Raw genomic sequence first — 16583 nt, forward strand, 5'->3', positions numbered from 1 at the left:
AGCCCTCTCGCCCCATTCCTCCCGACAACTTGGGTCCCTTTGGGGTGATAAAGGGGATTTTACGGGTGACGCACTTCCTTCATGAGGCTGTTCCCCTGTGCGAAGTGCGGGCGTATCGTCTCCGCCACATACCCCGTTGCGGAAGTAACTTTGTACATGACTGGAATAAGTACGTGGGACCGCAAGGCCACGAAAGGGACCCCGTCCCTGGCCGTGCGTGTTCTGGAACTGATCGCATCGGGCGAGGCGACGTCACGTACCGAACTCGCCGCACGCCTCGGGGCCGCCGCCTCCACCATCTCCCTCGCCGTGGGACACCTGGTGGAACGCGGCCTGGTCGCCGAGGAGGGCACCCAGTCCTCCACCGGCGGGCGCCCCCGCAAAGCGCTGCGGATCGGGAGCCAGGACGAGTTCGCCGTCGCCGCCGACCTCGGTGGCCGGCACGCCAGGATCGGCGTGGTCCTTCCGGGCGGCGGCCTGAGCGACGTCTCGACCGTCCCCTTCCTGATCGCCGACGGGCCCGAGGCCGCCCTGCCCCGGCTGGCCGAGGCGCTGGAAGCGCTGGCCGCACAGCGCGGCCCCGGCCGCCTGCGCGGGGTCGGGCTCTCGCTGCCCGGACCCGTGGACATCGCCTCCGGGTCGGTCGTCCGGCCCTCGCGGATGCCCGGCTGGCACCGCTTCCCGGTCACCGCCTGGCTGGAGGAGCGCTTCGGGGTCCCGGCGGCCGTGGACAACGACGCCAACTGCATGGCGGTCGGCGAACACACCGTCCGGCTCGACGGGAACGCTCCGACGATCATGGTGAAGATCGGGTCCGCTATCGGTGCGGGCGTGATGGCCGAGGGGCGCCTCTACCGGGGCGCGACCGGCGCCGCCGGGGACATCACCCACATCCGGATCGACGCCGGTGCCGGTATCCCCTGTTCCTGCGGCAACACCGGCTGCCTGGAAACCGTGGCGTCCGGCGCCGCGCTGGTCCGTATCCTGCGCGAGCGCGGGGCCGATGTGAGCAGCACGGAGGACGTGGCACGACTGGCCCTGGACGGCGATCCGCTGGCCACCCGCACGGTCCGCAGGGCCGGCGACTACCTGGGCCAGGTGCTGGCCGCCAACGTCAACTTCTTCAACCCGGACGCCGTCTACCTCGGCGGCATCCTCTCCACCCTGGAGCAGTTCGTCGCCGCCGTGCGCAGCCGGCTCTACGAGAGCTGCCACCCGCTCGTCACCGAGCACCTCACCATCGAGCGGACCAGGCTCGGCGCCGACGCCGGACTGGTCGGCGCCGGGCAGTTCGCCCTGCAACGCGCCCTGGCCCACGCCCTGCACGAGGTGGGCGGAGCCGAACGGTCCGGCGCTCCCGCCCCCCGTCACGTCTGACACCCGACCCCCTACGAGGAGCCATGTCGCAATCCCGCACCGCAGCATCCCGCCCGGTCATCGCCATCGCAGGGCTCGGCATCGAGTCCTCCACCTTCTCCCCCGCCCGGACCCGGGCCGCCGCCTTCCGCCCGTCGCGCGGCGCCGAGGTGCTGGACCGTTACCCCTTCCTGGCCGCCGGTGAGGAACTGCGCGAGGCGGCCGACTGGCACGGCGCCCTGGTCGGCAAGTCGCTGCCGGGCGGCACCGTCACCGCCGCCGCCTGGACCGAGCTGACCGACGAGCTCATCGAACGGCTCGCCGCGCTGCCCCGCCCGGACGGCCTCTGGTACGACATACACGGCGCGATGACCGTGGAGGGCATCGACGACGCCGAGGTGGTCCTGCTGGACCGCATCCGCGCCACCGTCGGGCCCGACGTCATCATCTCCACCTCGATGGACCTGCACGGCAACGTCTCCCGCGAACTCGTCCACGGCAGCGACCTGATCACCTGCTACCGGATGGCCCCGCACGAGGACCACATGGAGACCAAGGAGCGGGCCGTCCGCAACCTGGTGGAACTGCTGACCTCCGGGGCGCCCCGTCCGGTCAAGGCCTGGGTGCCGGTACCGGTGCTGCTGGCCGGCGAGCAGACCTCCACCCGGATCGAGCCGGCCAGGAGCGTGTACGCGGCGGTGGACGAGGTCGAGGCCATGGACGGCGTGACCGACGCCGCGATCTGGGTCGGCTACGCCTGGGCCGACGAACCCCGCAACCGCGCCGCGGTGGTGGTCACGGGCACCGACCGGGCCGCCGTGTCCGCCGGCGCGGAGCGTCTGGCCGAGGGCTTCTGGAAGGCCCGCGACGACTTCGACTTCGTCGCCCCGACCGGCACCTTCGACGCCATCCTGGACGAGGCCCTGGGATCCGACCGGCGCCCGTACTTCATCAGCGACACCGGGGACAACCCGACCGCCGGGGGTTCCGGTGACATGACCTGGGGGCTGACCCGGCTGCTGGCCCGCCCGGAGTTCCGGGAGGACGACGGCCCGACCGTCATCTACGCCTCGGTGCCGGGCCCGGACGCCGTCGCGACGGCCGTCGCCGCCGGTGTCGGCGCCACCGTGACCGTCACCGCCGGGGCGGAGGTGGACGACCGGCACGCGGGCCCGGTCACCCTGACCGGCACGGTGCACTCCGTCCGGCACGGCGACCGCGACGCCCGGACCGAGGTCGTGATCCGGGTGGGCAGTGTGTACGCGATCCTCACGGAGCTCCGTAAGCCGTACCACCACGAAGCGGACTTCACCGGCCTCGGGCTCGACCCGCGGGGCGCCGACGTCGTGATCGTGAAGATCGGCTACCTGGAGCCCGAGCTCTTCGACATGTCGGCCGGCTGGAAGATGGCGCTCACCCCCGGCGGCGTGGACCAGGACCTGGTGCGCCTGGGTCACCACCGCATCCGCCGCCCGATGTTCCCGTTCGACCGGGAGATGGCCGACCCGGACCTGTCGGCCCGCGTCATCCCCGCCTCCGACCAGCCGCTGACCGGGGACGACGAGTGACCGCCCGTCCCGCCCTGGAGATCGCCGTCACCTCACCGGCGGGCGCCCGCGCCGCCAGGGAGAACGGCGCCGACCGGGTCGAGCTGTGCTCCGCCCTGGAGCTGGGCGGCCTGACTCCGTCGGCCGCGCTGGTCGAGGCGGTCGCGGCTCAGGGGCTGCCGGTGCAGGTGCTGGTCAGGTGCCGGCCCGGCGACTTCGTCCATGACGCGCAGGAGATCGCGCTCATGGCCGCCGAGGTACGGTCCGTCATCGCCTCCGGCGCCGCCGGAGTGGTCATCGGCGCGCTCACCGCCGACGGCGCCCTGGACACGGTCGCGGTCGCACGGCTCGCCGAGGCGGCGCGCGGCGCGGGCCGTCCGGTGGACGTCACCCTGCACCGCGCCGTCGACCAGTCCGCCGACCCGGTGGCCACCGCCGCGCTGCTGGCCCCCCTCGGCCTGACCCGGGTCCTCACCTCGGGCGGTGCGCCCGCCGCGGCCGACGGGCTGGAGACGATCGCCGCGATGGTCGCCGCCGCCCCCGGCGTGCAGGTGATGGCCGGCGGCGGCGTGCGTCTCGCCGACATCCCGGCACTGCTCTCGGCCGGTGTCGCCTCCGTCCACCTCTCCGCCAAGACCCGCGCACCGCGCCGGCCCGGCGGTACCTGGGTCCCCCTCGGCGCGGGCGGAGCGTCCGCCGAGCAGGACACCCACTTCGTCACCGACCCCGAGGTCGTCGCCGGGGCGCGACGGGCCCTGGAGTCGGCGGGCTGACCACCGCCGGCCCCGCGTATGACTGCGCCCCCGCCCGGGTTCCGGGCGGGGGCGCAGTCATACGCGGGGCCGGCCGGAGGGCGTCAGCAGCCGCCGCAGTTGTAGTACGTCACGTCCCAGTGGCTGCCCTCGTCCGCGTAGATGTTGCCGGAGCCGGACTGGTACTGGGGCGCGCCGTCACCACGCAGACCGATGTAGCTGAACACGCCGTGGATGTAGTTGGTGAGACAGGTGGTCTTGCCCAGGTCGAGCTTGTAGCCGTTCCAGTGCGAGTACGTGCCACTGGCGTGCCCGGTCTCGGTGCCGCCGGTGATGTTGAGCGCGCACCCCGTGGCGCTCTTCAGCGTCTGGGCGCCCTGGGCGCTCGGGAGGTTGAGCTGGTCGAACGAGGTGCAGGTGGCGACGTTGCGGTTGGAGCAGCCGCCGGAGGACGACCAGGTGACACCGGACGAGCTGAATCTGGCGGTCGCCTGGCTGTGGGTGAGCTTGCTGACGGCGAAGGCGTCCGTCGCACCGGAGACGACACCGATTCCGGGGGCGAAGAGGACTCCCAGGACGAGGGCGAGAGCGGTCAGGACGGGGCGCAGCGTCATTCGGGACACCATGGGGGACTCCTCCTGTGCATGACAACGTGGGGGCAGGGAGATAGTGCCCGAGTTCTACGCGCGTCCGCCAGAGGGCGTGGAGTGATGGTCACGTGAATGCGTGACGGCGCGGCGAACAACCTGGACCCCAGATGTTGAACTTTGAAGCAGATGGGGTTACGGTAAATCTCGTTGAAGCTTAAACAACTACGTCGAGCCCGCTCGATCACGTCCCCGAGGAGGAGCCATGGCTCTGTTCAACCGCAGGAACAACGACACCGCGACCGCCGCGACCACCACCGCCACCGTCGACCCGGCCCTGGCCGCCCTCACCGGCGACTACACGATCGACCCGTCCCACAGCAGCATCGGGTTCACCGTGCGCCACGCGATGGTCACCAATGTGCGCGGCTCCTTCGGTGAGCACGAGGGCAGCCTGAAGCTGGACGGCGGCAACCCGGCCGGCTCCGCCGTCTCGATCGACGTGAAGATCGCCAGCGTGGACACCGGTATCGCGGACCGCGACGGCCACCTGGTCAGCGGCGACTTCTTCGACGCCGAGAAGTTCCCCCTCATGACGTTCCGCTCGACCTCCACCGAGCAGCTCGGCGGCGACAAGTACCGCGTCACCGGCGACCTCACCATCAAGGACGTCACCCGTCCGCTCGCCATCGACCTGGAGTTCAACGGCTCCGCCACCGATGTGTACGGCAACGAGCGCGTCGGCTTCGAGGGCGGCACGGAGATCCTGCGCTCCGACTGGGGCCTGACCTGGAACGCGGCGCTGGAGACCGGCGGCGTGATGGTCAGCGACAAGGTGAAGCTGAACTTCGACATCTCCGCGATCAAGGCCGCCGCACCGCAGGCCTGACGCCCGCGGCGGCGGCCGGGGCGGGCGGAGCAGGGGCTCGATCCCGCCGGTGCGGTCAGGCACCGCCACCGGTCATCAGAGCGGCTCGTGGTTGGCCCAGACGACCTTGTACGGGTGCCGGCCCTGCCAGCGCCGGATGAGCTCCTCGGATCCGGGGGCCGTGAACGAGGCGTTGAGCGCGTCGAGGTCGGCGACGCCGAACCGCACGATCGCGGTGGCGGCGAACACGGGACTGTGGTCGTCGGCGGGCACCCGGATGTGGCGCTTCGCCGAGAACATCCGGACCTCTCCGGAGTCGCACATGAGGTGTTCGATGTCCTTGAGGAACTGATCCAGCTCGGAGTCCGGGACGGGATTGTCGAAGGAAACGATCATCGTGTGGTGAATCATGGGCCAATCGAACCCCGGCGTAGGACATGAAGTCCAAGACCGATCGAGCCTGGATCGATAACCTGTGGGCATGAGTGATCTGGAGACGCGTGAGATCGAGTACTTCGTGGCGGTCGCCGAAGAGCTGCATTTCGGCCGGGCCGCCACGCGCCTGTCCATCGCTCAGCCGGCCCTGTCGAAAGCGGTTCAGCGCGTCGAATCGCGGCTCGGGGTACAGCTCCTCGTGCGCTCCAGCCGTCGCGTCTCGCTGACCCCGGCCGGGGAGGCGCTGCTGCACCACGGCCGCCACGCCCTCAACGCGGTGAGCGCCACGGCTCAGGCGGCGCGCCGGGCCGGTGTGGCCGAGGCGCATCTACGCCTGGTGATCAAGCCCGGCGGCGATGCCAACCTGCTGTCCGGGATCCTCGCCGCGTATGCCCGTCTGCCCGACGCCCGCCGGGTGGACGTCCTGTTCGGCGGTGCCACCGACCGCGCCGACCACGTACGCGACGGCAGGGCCGATCTGGCGCTGCTGTACGCACCGTTCGACGACCTCACGGGGCTCGATCACCGGACCCTGTTCGTCGAAGGACGCGTCGCGATCCTGCCGCGGGAGCACCGGCTGGCCGCGCGCGACGAGCTGCGGATGGCCGACCTGGAGGGCGAGACGCTGCCGCGCTGGAAGGGGGTGCCCGACGGCGGGAGCGGGCCGGAGATCGTGGACGTGGCGCAGATGACTCAGATGATCATGCTCGGCCGGACGATCGCGGTCCTGCCGCGCTCGTCCGTCGAACCCGCCCATCCGGGGCTGGTCCACAGGCCGGTGACCGATGCGCCGCCCAGCCGGATGGTCGTCGCCTGGTCGCGGCTCGATCACCGGCCGCTCGTCGCCTCGTTCGCCGACGCGGCGGTGGCCGCGAGCCGGACGCGGACGGACCCGGCGACGCACCAGGGTCCGAGCCCTGTCGGGTGACGTCGCCGGGTCCGGCGTGCGGGTCCTGCTACGGCTGCCGGTTCAGCACTCGCGAAGGCCGGGGGCCGGGTCCACGCCGGTCTTCAGGGAGACGGCGGGGACGTTGCCCCACTGGCCGTTGTCGAGCTGGGTCCAGTACCAGATGTCGTTCTGGCCCTGGTGCGGGTCGCCGTGACCCCAGCAGGCGAACCAGTTGAACCCGGTGGTGAGCGTGCCGCGGGTCGCCGAACGGTAGGAGCGGTCCGCGTACCCCTTCGCGCCCACGGCGTTGCCGCAGTACAGCCGGCCGTCGGAGCGGACCCCGCACTCGGCGGCGTGGGCGGTCGTGGCGGGCACCATCAGTGCCAGCAGGGCGGTGGCGGCGAGGGTGCCCACCGCGGTGGTCAGGCGTCGGGTATTCATGATCGACCCAACGGCTGAGCCGGAGCGGGGTAACGGCCACCACCCCGGCGTCACTGGACCGGGCCCGGGTCAGCCCATGCTCTTGGCACCGTCGAGCGACTCGCGGATGATGTCGGCGTGCCCGGCGTGCTGAGCGGTCTCCGCGACGACGTGCATCAGCACCCGGCGCACCGACCAGCCCGCATCTCCCTCGAACCAGGGAGCCTTCGGCAGTGCGTGGCTGACGCCCAGGTCGGGCAGGGTGGAGACCAGCTCGTCGGTCCGGTCCGCCGCCTCCGCGTAGTCGGCCAGCACGCCCTCCAGCGTCTCCCCGGGCAGCATGCCGAATTCGTCGGCCCGGCGGGCCCAGTCCTCCTCGGTCAAGGCGGTGAAGTCCGGCATCACCGAGGCTCCGTGCACCATGAACCCCGCCCAGGACCGTTCGACCCCGGCGACGTGCTTGATGAGACCGCCCAGGCACAGCTCGCTCGCGGTGGGCCGCAGCCCGGCCTGCTCGTCGGTGAGGTCACGGGTGGTGAAGCGCAGGAAGTGCCGCTGCTTGGCCAGCGCCTCCAGCAGATCCGCGCGCTCGCCGTCGGGGGCCGGTGCGGCCGTCTCGTGAGTGGCCGTCTCGTTGACGTTCATGGTCTCCGCCTTCGGTCGTTCCTGTTCCGCCGTCAGGAACGACCGTAGAAGCCGTATAGGTCAGATCCCGCCCTGTATGCCGGAGGGGTGGCGGCGGACCTTCAGCGCGTTGTCGGTACGGGTGGTGGGGTTCCCGTCCGGGTCGTTCTGCACGCGCTCGTGCTCCGCGCTGACCAGTACCTCCCACTCCCCCGCCGGGAGCTGAAGGGATGCCAGCACCTCTTCGGTGGTGGGCAGTTCCATGTCCGCGTGGCTGTGCTCCCAGGACGGGAAGCCCGCGTGCCCGACGATCAGGAGCACGCCGCCGGGCGCGACGGCCGAGGCGGCCCGCCGCAGGATCTCCTCGCGCGGCAGGTCCCCCATCGAGTGCAGGAACGAGGCGGTGACGAGGTCGTACTCCCCCTCGGGGAAGGAGACCCCGAGGTCGTGGAACTGCCAGTCGACCCGGTCGGTGACCCCCGCGTCGGCGGCGTGCTCGGCCGCCCGGTCGAGGGCGACGCACGAGATGTCCGTGGCGGTGACCTGCCAGCCCCACCGTGCGAGCCAGACCGCGTCGGCCCCTTCCCCGCACCCGAGGTCGAGCGCGCGCCCCGGCGTCAGCCCTTCCACTTCACGGACGAGCGCGGTGTTGGGATTCCCGCTCCAGATCCGGTTGCTCTCGCGGTAGCGCTCGTCCCAGAGTTCCGCGCCGGAGGGGGAGGACGTGCTGTCGGTTGTCATCGTGTCTCCTGCAGTCCGTGACGTCGGTTTCCGAGGGTCTTCTCGCAGACCTGGCGCTCGGCCTCCGCCGAGAAGGGGGCGCGGCGGGCCTCGACCGCGCGGCGGGTGTCCTCGCCCACCAGGTCGGCGTTGACGGCGGAGGCCGCCTTCAGCCCGGCGGCGGCGGCCCCGATGACCTGTTCCATCAGGTTGGCGACGTTACCGGCGACCCACACACCGGGCACGTCGGTCGCACCGGCCGGATCGGCCGCGATGTACGTACCGACGGTGTGACCGCCCACCTCCATCGCGGTGGCGCGCAGCCCGAGCCCCTCCAGGACCCCGGACCTCGCGGTGAAGCGCGGCTGGACCACCACCGCCCCGCGCGGCACGACCCGGCCGCCGGCCAGCCGCACCCCGGTGATCCGGTCCCCGTTCACCTCGATGCCGGTCACCTCCCCGTCCACCACGGCGATGCCCCGCGCGGCGAGCTGCTCGTACTCCTCGTCGGTGGGCTCGGGCGCGTCGTGCAGGAAGAGGGTGACGTCCTCGCTCCACTGCCGCCAGAGCAGAGCCTGGTGCACGGCCATCGGGCTCAGGGCCAGAACGCCGATCGGCGCGTCCCGTACCTCCCAGCCGTGGCAGTACGGGCAGTGCAGTACGTCCTGGCCCCACCGCTCGGCCAGACCCGGGATCGCCGGCAGCTCGTCGACGAGCCCGGTGGTGACGAGCAGACGGCGCGCGGTGACGGCGCTCCCGTCCTCCCGCTCGACCCGGAATCCGGCTCCGCCCGGCAGCCTCCGCGCCGACACGGCCTCGCCCTCGACGATCTCGGCCCCGTACCCGGACGCCTCGTCCCGGCCGATGGCCAGCAGCTCCGTGGGCGGGACGCCCTCGCGCCCCAGGTAGTTGTGCGCGTGGGACGCCGGTGCGTTGCGCGGGCTGCCCGCGTCGATCACCAGCACCGAACGCCTGGCCCGGGACAGCGCCAGGGCCCCGCTCAGCCCGGCGGCACCGCCACCGATCACCACCACGTCGTACGACCGCGTCGTCCGCGTCGTCTTCTCGCTCATGCGAAACACCTCCATCTACGGAAGATGGTGCGCGCTCTCCTCGCATACGGCAAAGATCCTTGCCGAAGCGGCAAACTCGCACCAGACGACCTTCCCCGGGTTCCGCTCCCCCACCCCCCACGAGGCGGCGAGCGCCGAGACCAGCAGCAGCCCGCGCCCGCCTTCCGCGTCGGGCGCGGGGCACCTGGCGGCCGGCACCTCACCGCCGCCGCTGTCATGCATCTCGATACGGAGCCTGCCCTCGGCCCGCTCCCAGTACAGGTGGATACGGAACCCACGCCCCGGCGGCACGCCATGGACGAGCGCGTTGGTCGCCAGCTCACTCACACACAGCAACACGTCACCCATCGGCACCTCGCACGCCCAGTCGACCAGCGCCTCCCGCACGAACGTCCGCACGAGCGGAATCGACCTTCGTTCGCGACGGTAGAACGCCTCGCGAAAGCCGGGGAGTTGAGTCGTCTCGTTCATGAGACGACTGTCACAGGCAGTCACTATCTTTGATCAGTGAGTCAGGCCGTACGGCGCGGCTGTACGACCCCTGACGGGTCGTCCGGCATGCGTTACGGGGAGAGGCACCTCATGCAGTCACCCAAGAAGAACAAGCGCGTCACGTCCTGGCACCTGATCGGCGCCCAGCTCGCCACCTTCCGCAGAGCGGCCGGACTGACGCAGGCGGCGCTCGCGGACCGGTGCTGCGTGGGCGAGGACACGATCGCCTCGATCGAGCAGGGGCGGCGGCCCCTGCAGCTGGATTTCGCCATCCAGCTCGACGAACTCCTGGACACGAAGAAGGCGTTGCAGGTCGCGGTGGAGAAGGTGCCGCAGAAGGAGCGGTTCCCGGCGTTCGTCCAGGACTTCGTGGAGTACGAGCAGGAGGCGGTGACGCTGCTGTCGTACCAGAACCAGGTGGTGCCCGGGCTCCTCCAGACTGAGGAATACGCGCGGGCCGTGTTCAGCTCCCTCTACCCGCCGCTCGAACCGGAAGAGTTGGACGAACGCGTGGCCGCACGCCTGGCCCGGCGGAGCCTCCTGGAGCGCAGGCCCCGGCCGATGATGAACTTCCTTCTGGAGGAGGTGATCCTGCATCGACCGCTCGGAGGGCGTGAGGTGTTACACAATCAGATCCGGTCCCTGCTCGCGTACGCCGAGCTGCCCTTTCTCGGCCTCCAGATCATGCCGACGAGGCGCGAGACGCATGCCGCGCTCGATGGTCCACTGGTGTTGCTGGAGACGCCCGATCACGATCAACTGGCTTATATCGAAGGGCAACGCGTCAGCTTTCTGGTCGATGACCTGGACGAGGTCAGCGTGCTCCAACAGAAATATGGGATGCTCCGATCGCAGGCGCTCTCACCCGAGGAGAGCACGCGCCTACTGATCGCACTGCTTGGAGAGACATGACCCGCGCAGCACACGGCACCAGCCTTAGCTGGTTCAAGTCCAGCTACAGCGGCAGCGAGGGCGGCGACTGCCTCGAAGTCGCCTACAACTGGCGCAAGTCCAGTCACAGCGCCAGCGAGGGCGGCAACTGCGTAGAGGTCGCCGCCCACCCCGCCGCCGTGCACATCCGGGACTCCAAGGTCATCGACGGCCCCGTCCTCACCGTCCCGCCGCACGCCTGGTCCGCGTTCCTCGGCGCGGACTTCTAGGACCAGGAGCCCCTGCGGCGCGGGCGGAGAACAAGGGCCGCCCGCCGGGATCAGTGGTGCCAGGCGTCGCCGCGCACGTTGTGGATCATGCGCTGGAGGACCTTGAGGGCGCGGGCGTACTCCTCGTCCGCGATGCCCTCGTGCACCTGGCGGCGCAGCTCCGACTGCCTTGCCGACGCACGGGAGTACAGCTCCGCACCCGACGCGGTGCGCAGCAGGTGCCCGTCCGCGTCCTGGGTGACCAGGCCCCGGGCGACGAGGCTGTCGATGTCGCCCTCCAGGTCGTCGCCGGAGCTCGGGTAGTACCGGAGGAACCGGGTCAGTTCCGCGCGGTCCCAGCCCTTCGGGCGCTCGCTGAGGTGGTGCAGGACCCACCAGGCGGGCTGGGTCAGGCCGAGGGCGCCGAGGGCGGTCCGGATGTTCTGGACGACCGCCTGACCGGCCGCGTTGGCCCAGTATCCGATGGGCTGGGCGATGAGGCCGGCGTCGTCGTGGGACGGGGCGAAGGGGGCCGGGGTGCTGCTCGAAGTGGTCATGGGAAGAAGGTAGAAACTCAAGTCCACTTGAGGTCAAGCGCCTCGCGCTCCCCCGCATCCTCCGGCGCCGTATCGGTCCCCTGTCGGCGCGGCCGGTGCGGTGTCGGCGCGATGTCGGCGGCCTGTCGCCGGAGGCCAGGACGCTTGCTGGAGAGCCCGCCGGAACCCGTCCGGCGGGCATGCGACCGGCAGGGATTCACGCATGACCACTCATGTCACGATCATCGGCGCCGGGCTCGGCGGCCTCACGCTCGCCCGCGTCCTGCACGTCCACGGCATCCCCTCGACCGTCTACGAGGCCGAGGCGTCCCCCACGGCCCGTACGCAGGGCGGGATGCTCGACATCCACGACTACAACGGCCAGTTGGCGGTGCGGGCGGCCGGCCTGATGGACGAGTTCCGCTCCATCGTCCTGGAGGGCCGCCAGGCGATGCGGGCGCTCGACCGGGAGGGGAACGTGCTGATGGACCAGCCCGACGACGGCACCGGTGGACGCCCCGAGGTGCAGCGCGGCGAGCTGCGGCAGATGCTGCTCGACGCGCTCCCGGAGGGCACCGTCCGATGGGGCCACAAGGTCGGCGGCGTCCGGAGCCTCGGCGGGGGACGCCACGAGGTGACCTTCGCCGACGGCTCCACCGCCGTGACGGACCTGCTGGTCGGTGCGGACGGGGCCTGGTCGCGGGTCAGGCCGGTGCTCTCCGACGACGTACCCACGTACACGGGCATGTCGTTCGTCGAGACGTACCTGTTCGACGCCGACGAGCGGCACGCCGCCGCCGCGAAGGCGGTCGGCGGCGGGTCGATGTTCGCGATCGAGCCGGGCAGGATCCAGCTGGCCGCCCACCGGGAGAGCGGGGCGACGCTCCACACGTACGCGATGCTGACCGAGCCGCAGGCCTGGTTCGCCGAGATCGACTTCACCGATGTCCCCGCGGCCACCCAGCGGATCGCGCGGGAATTCGAGGGCTGGGCCCCAGAGCTCACCGCGCTGATCACCGACAGCGACACCGCGCCGGTCGTGCGCCCCCACCACACGCTGCCGGTCGGGCACCGGTGGGACCGGGTGCCGGGCGTCACCCTGGTCGGTGACGCAGCCCACCTCATCCCCCCGAACGGCGAGGGCGCCAACCTGGCCATGCTGGACGGCGCGGAGCTGGGTGAGGCCCTCGCCGCGCACCCCGGCGACGTCGAGGCCGCCCTCGAAGCGTACGAGCGGGTGATGTTCCCCCGCAGCGCCGAGGTCGGGGCGGCCGAGGCCGAGTCACCGGACAACCCCACGCTGGAGGACGTCATCAGCTTCTTCGCGGCCGCCGACGAGACCGCCTGAGCCCGGCCGGTCTCAGACCCGGCCGACCGCTTCCCCGGCGCCGGCGGGTGCCGGCCCGGGGGGACTCTCGCGGCGGGGCAGCAGCAGCGGGGTGGCCAGGAGGAGGATTCCGGCGACGGCGATCGCGGTCCGGGGGCCGGTGACGGCGGCCAGCACACCCCACAGGGCGGTCATGGCCGCGATCGCGGCGCTGCTGCTGACCGACCAGGCGGACAGCGTGCGGGCGACCCGGTCGGGCCCGGTGCGGTCGAGCCGGTAGGTGGCCAGCAGCGGGTTGAACAGGCCGCAGCAGGTCACCAGGCCGAGCTGGACGACGATGATCAGCACCATCCCCGGTACGCCGGGCCGCACGAAGGCCAGCCCGATCGGCCAGACCGCACGCAGCACCCCGCTCGTCAGCAGCATCCGGTCCCGCCCGAACCGCCGCGCGAGCGGGTGCGCGAGGCGTGAGCCGACGAGGCCGCCGATACAGGGGGCCGCGAACACGAGGCCGTACTGCCAGGAGGCGAAGCCGAGCGGGCCCAGCAGGAGCACGGCGAGCAGCGGGCCGGACGCCATGATCAGGCCGTTGACGACAACGGAGTTGATGAGCAGCGGGCGCAGCGTGCGGTGGCCGAGGAGGTAGCGCCAGCCGTCGAGCAGGTCACCGGCCCGCAGCCGGGGTGCGCCCTTTCGCGTGGGGCCGGGTTCGCTGCCGCCGATGGCGCGGATGCCCAGCGCCGAGAGCAGGTAGCTGACCGCGTCGGCGATCACGGTGGCCATCGGGCCGAACAGCCCGATGGCGGCTCCGCCGAGCGGCGGTCCGACCATGGTCGAGGTCCAGTTGGTGGACTCGAACCGGCCGTTGGCGACGAGCAGGTCCCGCGACGGTACGAGCGCCTTCAGGTACGCGCCACTGGCCGCCTTGAAAGCGATGTCGGCCGCCGCGACGACGACGGAGACCAGGAGGAGCTGGGTGAAGCCGAGGCCGCCGAGCGCGAAGGCGGCGGGAACGCTCATCAGCGCGGCGAACCGGATCAGGTCCATCGACACCATGACGGGCCGCTTGGGCCGGAACTCGACCCAGGGGCCGAGCGGCACCGCGAGCAGTGCCCCCACCGCCCGCCCGGTCGCGGCCAGCGCCGCGACCTGGGTGGGCCCGCTGTGCAGCACGAGCACCGCGATCAGCGGGAACGCGCCGAACCCGAGCCCGGTCCCGTAGGAGCTGACCGCGTACGCCGCCCACAGCCATCCGAACTTCCGCCCCAGCGACCGCCTGCCGGCCATGCCCCGCACCCGTACGCCTCCCGCCGGTCCCGGCCGGCGCCCGCCGGTCCTCCGGCATCAAAGCGAGTCCGGGCGCCGGGAGCAAACAACGGACCGCCGCCCGGCACAACCACGGGTTGTGCAGCCAGGTGCTACGGGGTCCGGGGCCGCACGAGGCGGGCCCGGGACTCCAGGTAGCGCTGCTCCGCGAGGCTCGCGGTCGACTTCGCGGCGAGCCGGTAGTGCTCGTACGCGCCGGCCGTGTCGCCGGCCCGCTCCAGCAGGTGCGCGCGTACCGACATCAGCCGGTGGTGGCCGGCCATCCGGTCGTCGGCGTCCAGGGTGGACAGCAGGGCGAGCCCGGCCGCCGGGCCCTCGGTCTCGGTGAGCGCGACGGCCCGGTTGAGGGTGACCATCGGGTTGGGCGCGATCCGTTCCAGGATCAGGTAGAGGGCGTGCACCTGCGCCCAGTCGGTCTCCTGGGCGGCGTCCGCCGCGGCATGCGTGGCGGCGATGGCCGCCTGGAGCGCGTAGGGCCCCAGGGTCTGCCGTGCCAGCGAGGCCTTCGCCAGCTCCAGGCCCTCGTCGATCATCGCGCGGTCCCACGCCGTACGGTCCTGCTCGTCCAGCGGCACCAGGTCACCGTCGGCCGTCGTACGCGCCTCGCGGCGGGAGTGGGTGAGCAGCATCAGCGCGAGCAGGCCGCTCACCTCGCCGTCCTGCGGCAGTTGCGCGTGCACCGCCCGGACCAGCCGGATCGCCTCGCGCGCGAGGTCGGCGCGGTACAGCTCGCTGCCGGACGAGGCGCTGTAGCCCTCGTTGAAGATCAGGTAGAGCACGTGCAGGACGACCCGCAGCCGCTCCTCGCGCTCCGCACCGTCCGGCAGCCCGAACGTGCTCCCGGCAGCCCTGATCCGCTGCTTGGCCCGGCTGATCCTGGCCGCCATCGTGGCTTCCGGCACCAGGAACGCGCGGGCGATCTCGGCCGTGGTCAGGCCGCCGACCGCCCGGAGCGTCAGGGCCGTGCTGGAGGCCGCCGTCAGCGTCGGGTGGCAGCACAGGAACAGCAGGAGGAGCGTGTCGTCGCTGTCCGGTACGCCGTCGGGCGGCAGCTCGGCGGCCGTGGCCGCCTCCCGCTCGCGGCGCGCGTGCTCACTGCGCACCTGGTCGATGAAGCGCCGGGACGCGACGGTCACCAGCCAGCCGCGCGGGTTGTCCGGCACGCCCTCGGCCGGCCACTGCACGGCCGCGGGGAGGACGGCCTCCTGCACGGCGTCCTCGCACCCCTCGAAGCCCCCGTCGAACCGTCCGTTGCGGCGTACCAGCGTGCCGAGGACCTGCGGCGTGAGGTCACGCAGCAGGTCCTCCACGGTCGGCTGTGTCATGCCTCCAATTGTCCGTCGGCGAACATCACCTGGCGCACCTCGACGCCCAGTCCCTCGATCGCGCTGTCCGGGATCTGTGCCGCCAGCTCGATGGCCCGGCCCTTGTCCTCGCAGTCGATCAGGTAGAAGCCGCCCAGGAACTCCTTGGCCTCCAGGAAGGGCCCGTCGGTCACCACCGGCTGCCCGTTGCGCACGGACACCACGACGGCCTGGGACGGGTCGACCAGCGCCTGGGTGCTGATCAGCTCGCCGGACCTCTTCAGCGCTTCGAGGAACGCGCCGTGGCCGGCGCCGAGCGCTTCCTTCTCCTCGTCCGTCAGGGCGTCCAGGACGGCGGGGTTGATGTGCAGGCCGATCAGGAACTTCATCGTGTACTCCTCGTGGTTGACGGGCCCCGGCGGGCCCTCGCACCCTCTGGTCGGAGCCGTCACTGCCGTCTTGACATCCCCGCCGCAGGAAATTGCGGCCCGCCCGGAGGAACGCGGCCCGCCGCTACGCCTTCGGCGCGGGCCGGTAGGTGCACACCTGGACGCCCGCGGGACTGGTGACGGCCGAGACCAGTTCGAGCGTGCGCAGTCCGCCGTCCGCCGGGAAGATCGACTTGCCGCCGCCCAGCAGCACCGGCATGACCACGAGCCGGAGCTCGTCGACCAGGCCCTCGCCGAGCAGTCCGCGCACGAGCGTGGGACTCCCCATGACGAGCAGGTCGCCCTCGCCCTTCTCCCGCAGCTCCTGGATGCGGGCGGCGGCCCCCTCGCCGGGGACGCGCTCGGTGTTGTGCCACGTCAGGTCGTCGTCGCCCAGGGTGTCGCTCACGACGTACTTCCGGAGGGCGTTCATCCGGTCGGCGAAGGGGTCGCCCGCCCGCTCGGGCCAGGCCGCTGCCATCGTCTGCCAGGTGCGGCGGCCGAAGAGCAGGGCAGCCGCACCGGCCAGCGATTCGCTGAAGGAGGCACCGACCACTTCCGCGTCGAAGAACGGGTGCGACCAGCCGCCGTGCGCGAAGCTGCCGTCGCGGTCCTCCTCGGCGCCGCCCGGTGCCTGCACGACGCCGTCCAGGCTGATGAACTCGCTGATGACCACGCGCATGCCACTCACTCCTCGGTACTTCGGATCAGGGTTACGGCAACAGAGACTGACGCGCCGTCCGAAACTCATCGCGGGACG

General features: G+C 71.8%; 20 protein-coding genes. 8 read left to right on the forward strand and 12 right to left on the reverse strand.

The features are described 5' to 3' along the window. Window positions 1-156: 156 nt before the first annotated feature. Genes ACGFU6_RS15860 through ACGFU6_RS15870 form a run of 3 tightly spaced genes read left to right on the forward strand, consistent with a single transcriptional unit; the run spans window position 157 to window position 3676 of the window. A complete protein-coding gene (locus ACGFU6_RS15860; RefSeq protein ID WP_393611249.1) occupies window positions 157-1377 on the forward strand; it encodes an ROK family protein in 1221 nt (406 codons plus the stop codon). 23 nt (window positions 1378-1400) lie between these two features. Beyond that, window positions 1401-2924: a M81 family metallopeptidase gene (locus ACGFU6_RS15865; protein WP_393611250.1), complete on the forward strand. Its 1524-nt coding sequence runs from the start codon at window positions 1401-1403 to the stop codon at window positions 2922-2924. After that, window positions 2921-3676, forward strand: coding sequence for a copper homeostasis protein CutC (locus ACGFU6_RS15870; RefSeq protein WP_393611252.1), 756 nt, complete (start codon window positions 2921-2923; stop codon window positions 3674-3676). The genes ACGFU6_RS15865 and ACGFU6_RS15870 overlap by 4 nt, the downstream gene beginning before the upstream one ends. 83 nt (window positions 3677-3759) lie before the next feature. On the opposite strand, the gene ACGFU6_RS15875 is transcribed toward ACGFU6_RS15870, so the two are convergent. Further along, the gene (locus ACGFU6_RS15875; RefSeq protein WP_393611253.1) at window positions 3760-4281 is read right to left on the reverse strand and encodes a hypothetical protein; all 522 of its coding nucleotides are present in this window, start codon (window positions 4279-4281) and stop codon (window positions 3760-3762) included. A 226-nt stretch (window positions 4282-4507) separates the two neighbouring features. Between ACGFU6_RS15875 and ACGFU6_RS15880 the strand changes: the two genes are divergently transcribed. Continuing rightward, entirely contained in the window at window positions 4508-5131 is a 624-nt protein-coding gene (locus ACGFU6_RS15880; RefSeq protein WP_393611255.1) for a YceI family protein, read from the forward strand. 75 nt (window positions 5132-5206) lie between these two features. On the opposite strand, the gene ACGFU6_RS15885 is transcribed toward ACGFU6_RS15880, so the two are convergent. Then, complete coding sequence (locus ACGFU6_RS15885; protein WP_393611257.1) at window positions 5207-5521, reverse strand: hypothetical protein; 315 nt, start codon at window positions 5519-5521, stop codon at window positions 5207-5209. Window positions 5522-5591: 70 nt separating this feature from the next. On the opposite strand from ACGFU6_RS15885, the gene ACGFU6_RS15890 reads away from it, so the two are divergent. After that, window positions 5592-6473 (forward strand): LysR family transcriptional regulator, encoded by an 882-nt coding sequence (locus ACGFU6_RS15890; RefSeq protein WP_393611259.1) that lies wholly within the window; start codon window positions 5592-5594, stop codon window positions 6471-6473. Window positions 6474-6515: 42 nt separating this feature from the next. Here the strand turns inward: ACGFU6_RS15890 and ACGFU6_RS15895 are convergent, their stop codons facing one another. The 5 genes from ACGFU6_RS15895 to ACGFU6_RS15915 form a co-directional block, all read right to left on the reverse strand. Further along, window positions 6516-6875 (reverse strand): hypothetical protein, encoded by a 360-nt coding sequence (locus ACGFU6_RS15895; protein ID WP_123523343.1) that lies wholly within the window; start codon window positions 6873-6875, stop codon window positions 6516-6518. A 69-nt stretch (window positions 6876-6944) separates the two neighbouring features. Beyond that, window positions 6945-7499, reverse strand: a complete 555-nt coding sequence (locus ACGFU6_RS15900) for a DinB family protein (RefSeq protein WP_393611261.1) — start codon at window positions 7497-7499, stop codon at window positions 6945-6947. Between the two features lie 60 nt (window positions 7500-7559). Next, the gene (locus tag ACGFU6_RS15905) at window positions 7560-8219 is read right to left on the reverse strand and encodes an SAM-dependent methyltransferase (protein ID WP_393611263.1); all 660 of its coding nucleotides are present in this window, start codon (window positions 8217-8219) and stop codon (window positions 7560-7562) included. Continuing rightward, window positions 8216-9271: an NAD(P)/FAD-dependent oxidoreductase gene (locus ACGFU6_RS15910; protein WP_393611265.1), complete on the reverse strand. Its 1056-nt coding sequence runs from the start codon at window positions 9269-9271 to the stop codon at window positions 8216-8218. The genes ACGFU6_RS15905 and ACGFU6_RS15910 overlap by 4 nt, the downstream gene beginning before the upstream one ends. Before the next feature lie 15 nt (window positions 9272-9286). Beyond that, on the reverse strand, window positions 9287-9742 hold the full coding sequence (locus tag ACGFU6_RS15915) for an ATP-binding protein (RefSeq protein ID WP_393611267.1): 456 nt from the start codon (window positions 9740-9742) through the stop codon (window positions 9287-9289). 111 nt (window positions 9743-9853) lie between these two features. Between ACGFU6_RS15915 and ACGFU6_RS15920 the strand changes: the two genes are divergently transcribed. Together ACGFU6_RS15920 and ACGFU6_RS15925 are read left to right on the forward strand one after the other, a co-directional pair. Beyond that, window positions 9854-10675, forward strand: a complete 822-nt coding sequence (locus ACGFU6_RS15920) for a helix-turn-helix domain-containing protein (protein WP_393611268.1) — start codon at window positions 9854-9856, stop codon at window positions 10673-10675. Continuing rightward, window positions 10672-10923 (forward strand): DUF397 domain-containing protein, encoded by a 252-nt coding sequence (locus ACGFU6_RS15925; RefSeq protein WP_393611270.1) that lies wholly within the window; start codon window positions 10672-10674, stop codon window positions 10921-10923. Before ACGFU6_RS15920 ends, ACGFU6_RS15925 begins: the two co-directional genes overlap by 4 nt. A gap of 50 nt (window positions 10924-10973) precedes the next feature. On the opposite strand, the gene ACGFU6_RS15930 is transcribed toward ACGFU6_RS15925, so the two are convergent. Beyond that, complete coding sequence (locus ACGFU6_RS15930; protein ID WP_393611272.1) at window positions 10974-11459, reverse strand: MarR family winged helix-turn-helix transcriptional regulator; 486 nt, start codon at window positions 11457-11459, stop codon at window positions 10974-10976. Window positions 11460-11661: 202 nt separating this feature from the next. Here ACGFU6_RS15930 and ACGFU6_RS15935 point away from each other — a divergent pair, with 202 nt between their 5' ends. Next, window positions 11662-12786, forward strand: a complete 1125-nt coding sequence (locus ACGFU6_RS15935) for an FAD-dependent oxidoreductase (protein ID WP_393611274.1) — start codon at window positions 11662-11664, stop codon at window positions 12784-12786. Between the two features lie 12 nt (window positions 12787-12798). Here ACGFU6_RS15935 and ACGFU6_RS15940 read toward each other — a convergent pair whose 3' ends face one another. The 4 genes from ACGFU6_RS15940 to ACGFU6_RS15955 form a co-directional block, all read right to left on the reverse strand. Continuing rightward, window positions 12799-14052 carry an MFS transporter gene (locus ACGFU6_RS15940; protein WP_393611276.1) on the reverse strand — a complete coding sequence of 418 codons (1254 nt, stop codon included), beginning with the start codon at window positions 14050-14052 and terminating at the stop codon, window positions 12799-12801. Window positions 14053-14183: 131 nt separating this feature from the next. Then, window positions 14184-15416: an RNA polymerase sigma factor gene (locus tag ACGFU6_RS15945; RefSeq protein WP_393611277.1), complete on the reverse strand. Its 1233-nt coding sequence runs from the start codon at window positions 15414-15416 to the stop codon at window positions 14184-14186. After that, entirely contained in the window at window positions 15413-15784 is a 372-nt protein-coding gene (locus tag ACGFU6_RS15950; protein WP_393611279.1) for a YciI family protein, read from the reverse strand. Before ACGFU6_RS15950 ends, ACGFU6_RS15945 begins: the two co-directional genes overlap by 4 nt. Before the next feature lie 124 nt (window positions 15785-15908). After that, window positions 15909-16505 carry a dihydrofolate reductase family protein gene (locus tag ACGFU6_RS15955; protein WP_393611281.1) on the reverse strand — a complete coding sequence of 199 codons (597 nt, stop codon included), beginning with the start codon at window positions 16503-16505 and terminating at the stop codon, window positions 15909-15911. Window positions 16506-16583: the final 78 nt, after the last annotated feature.

Source organism: Streptomyces sp. NPDC048462 (assembly GCF_043200175.1).
GTDB lineage: Bacteria > Actinomycetota > Actinomycetes > Streptomycetales > Streptomycetaceae > Streptomyces.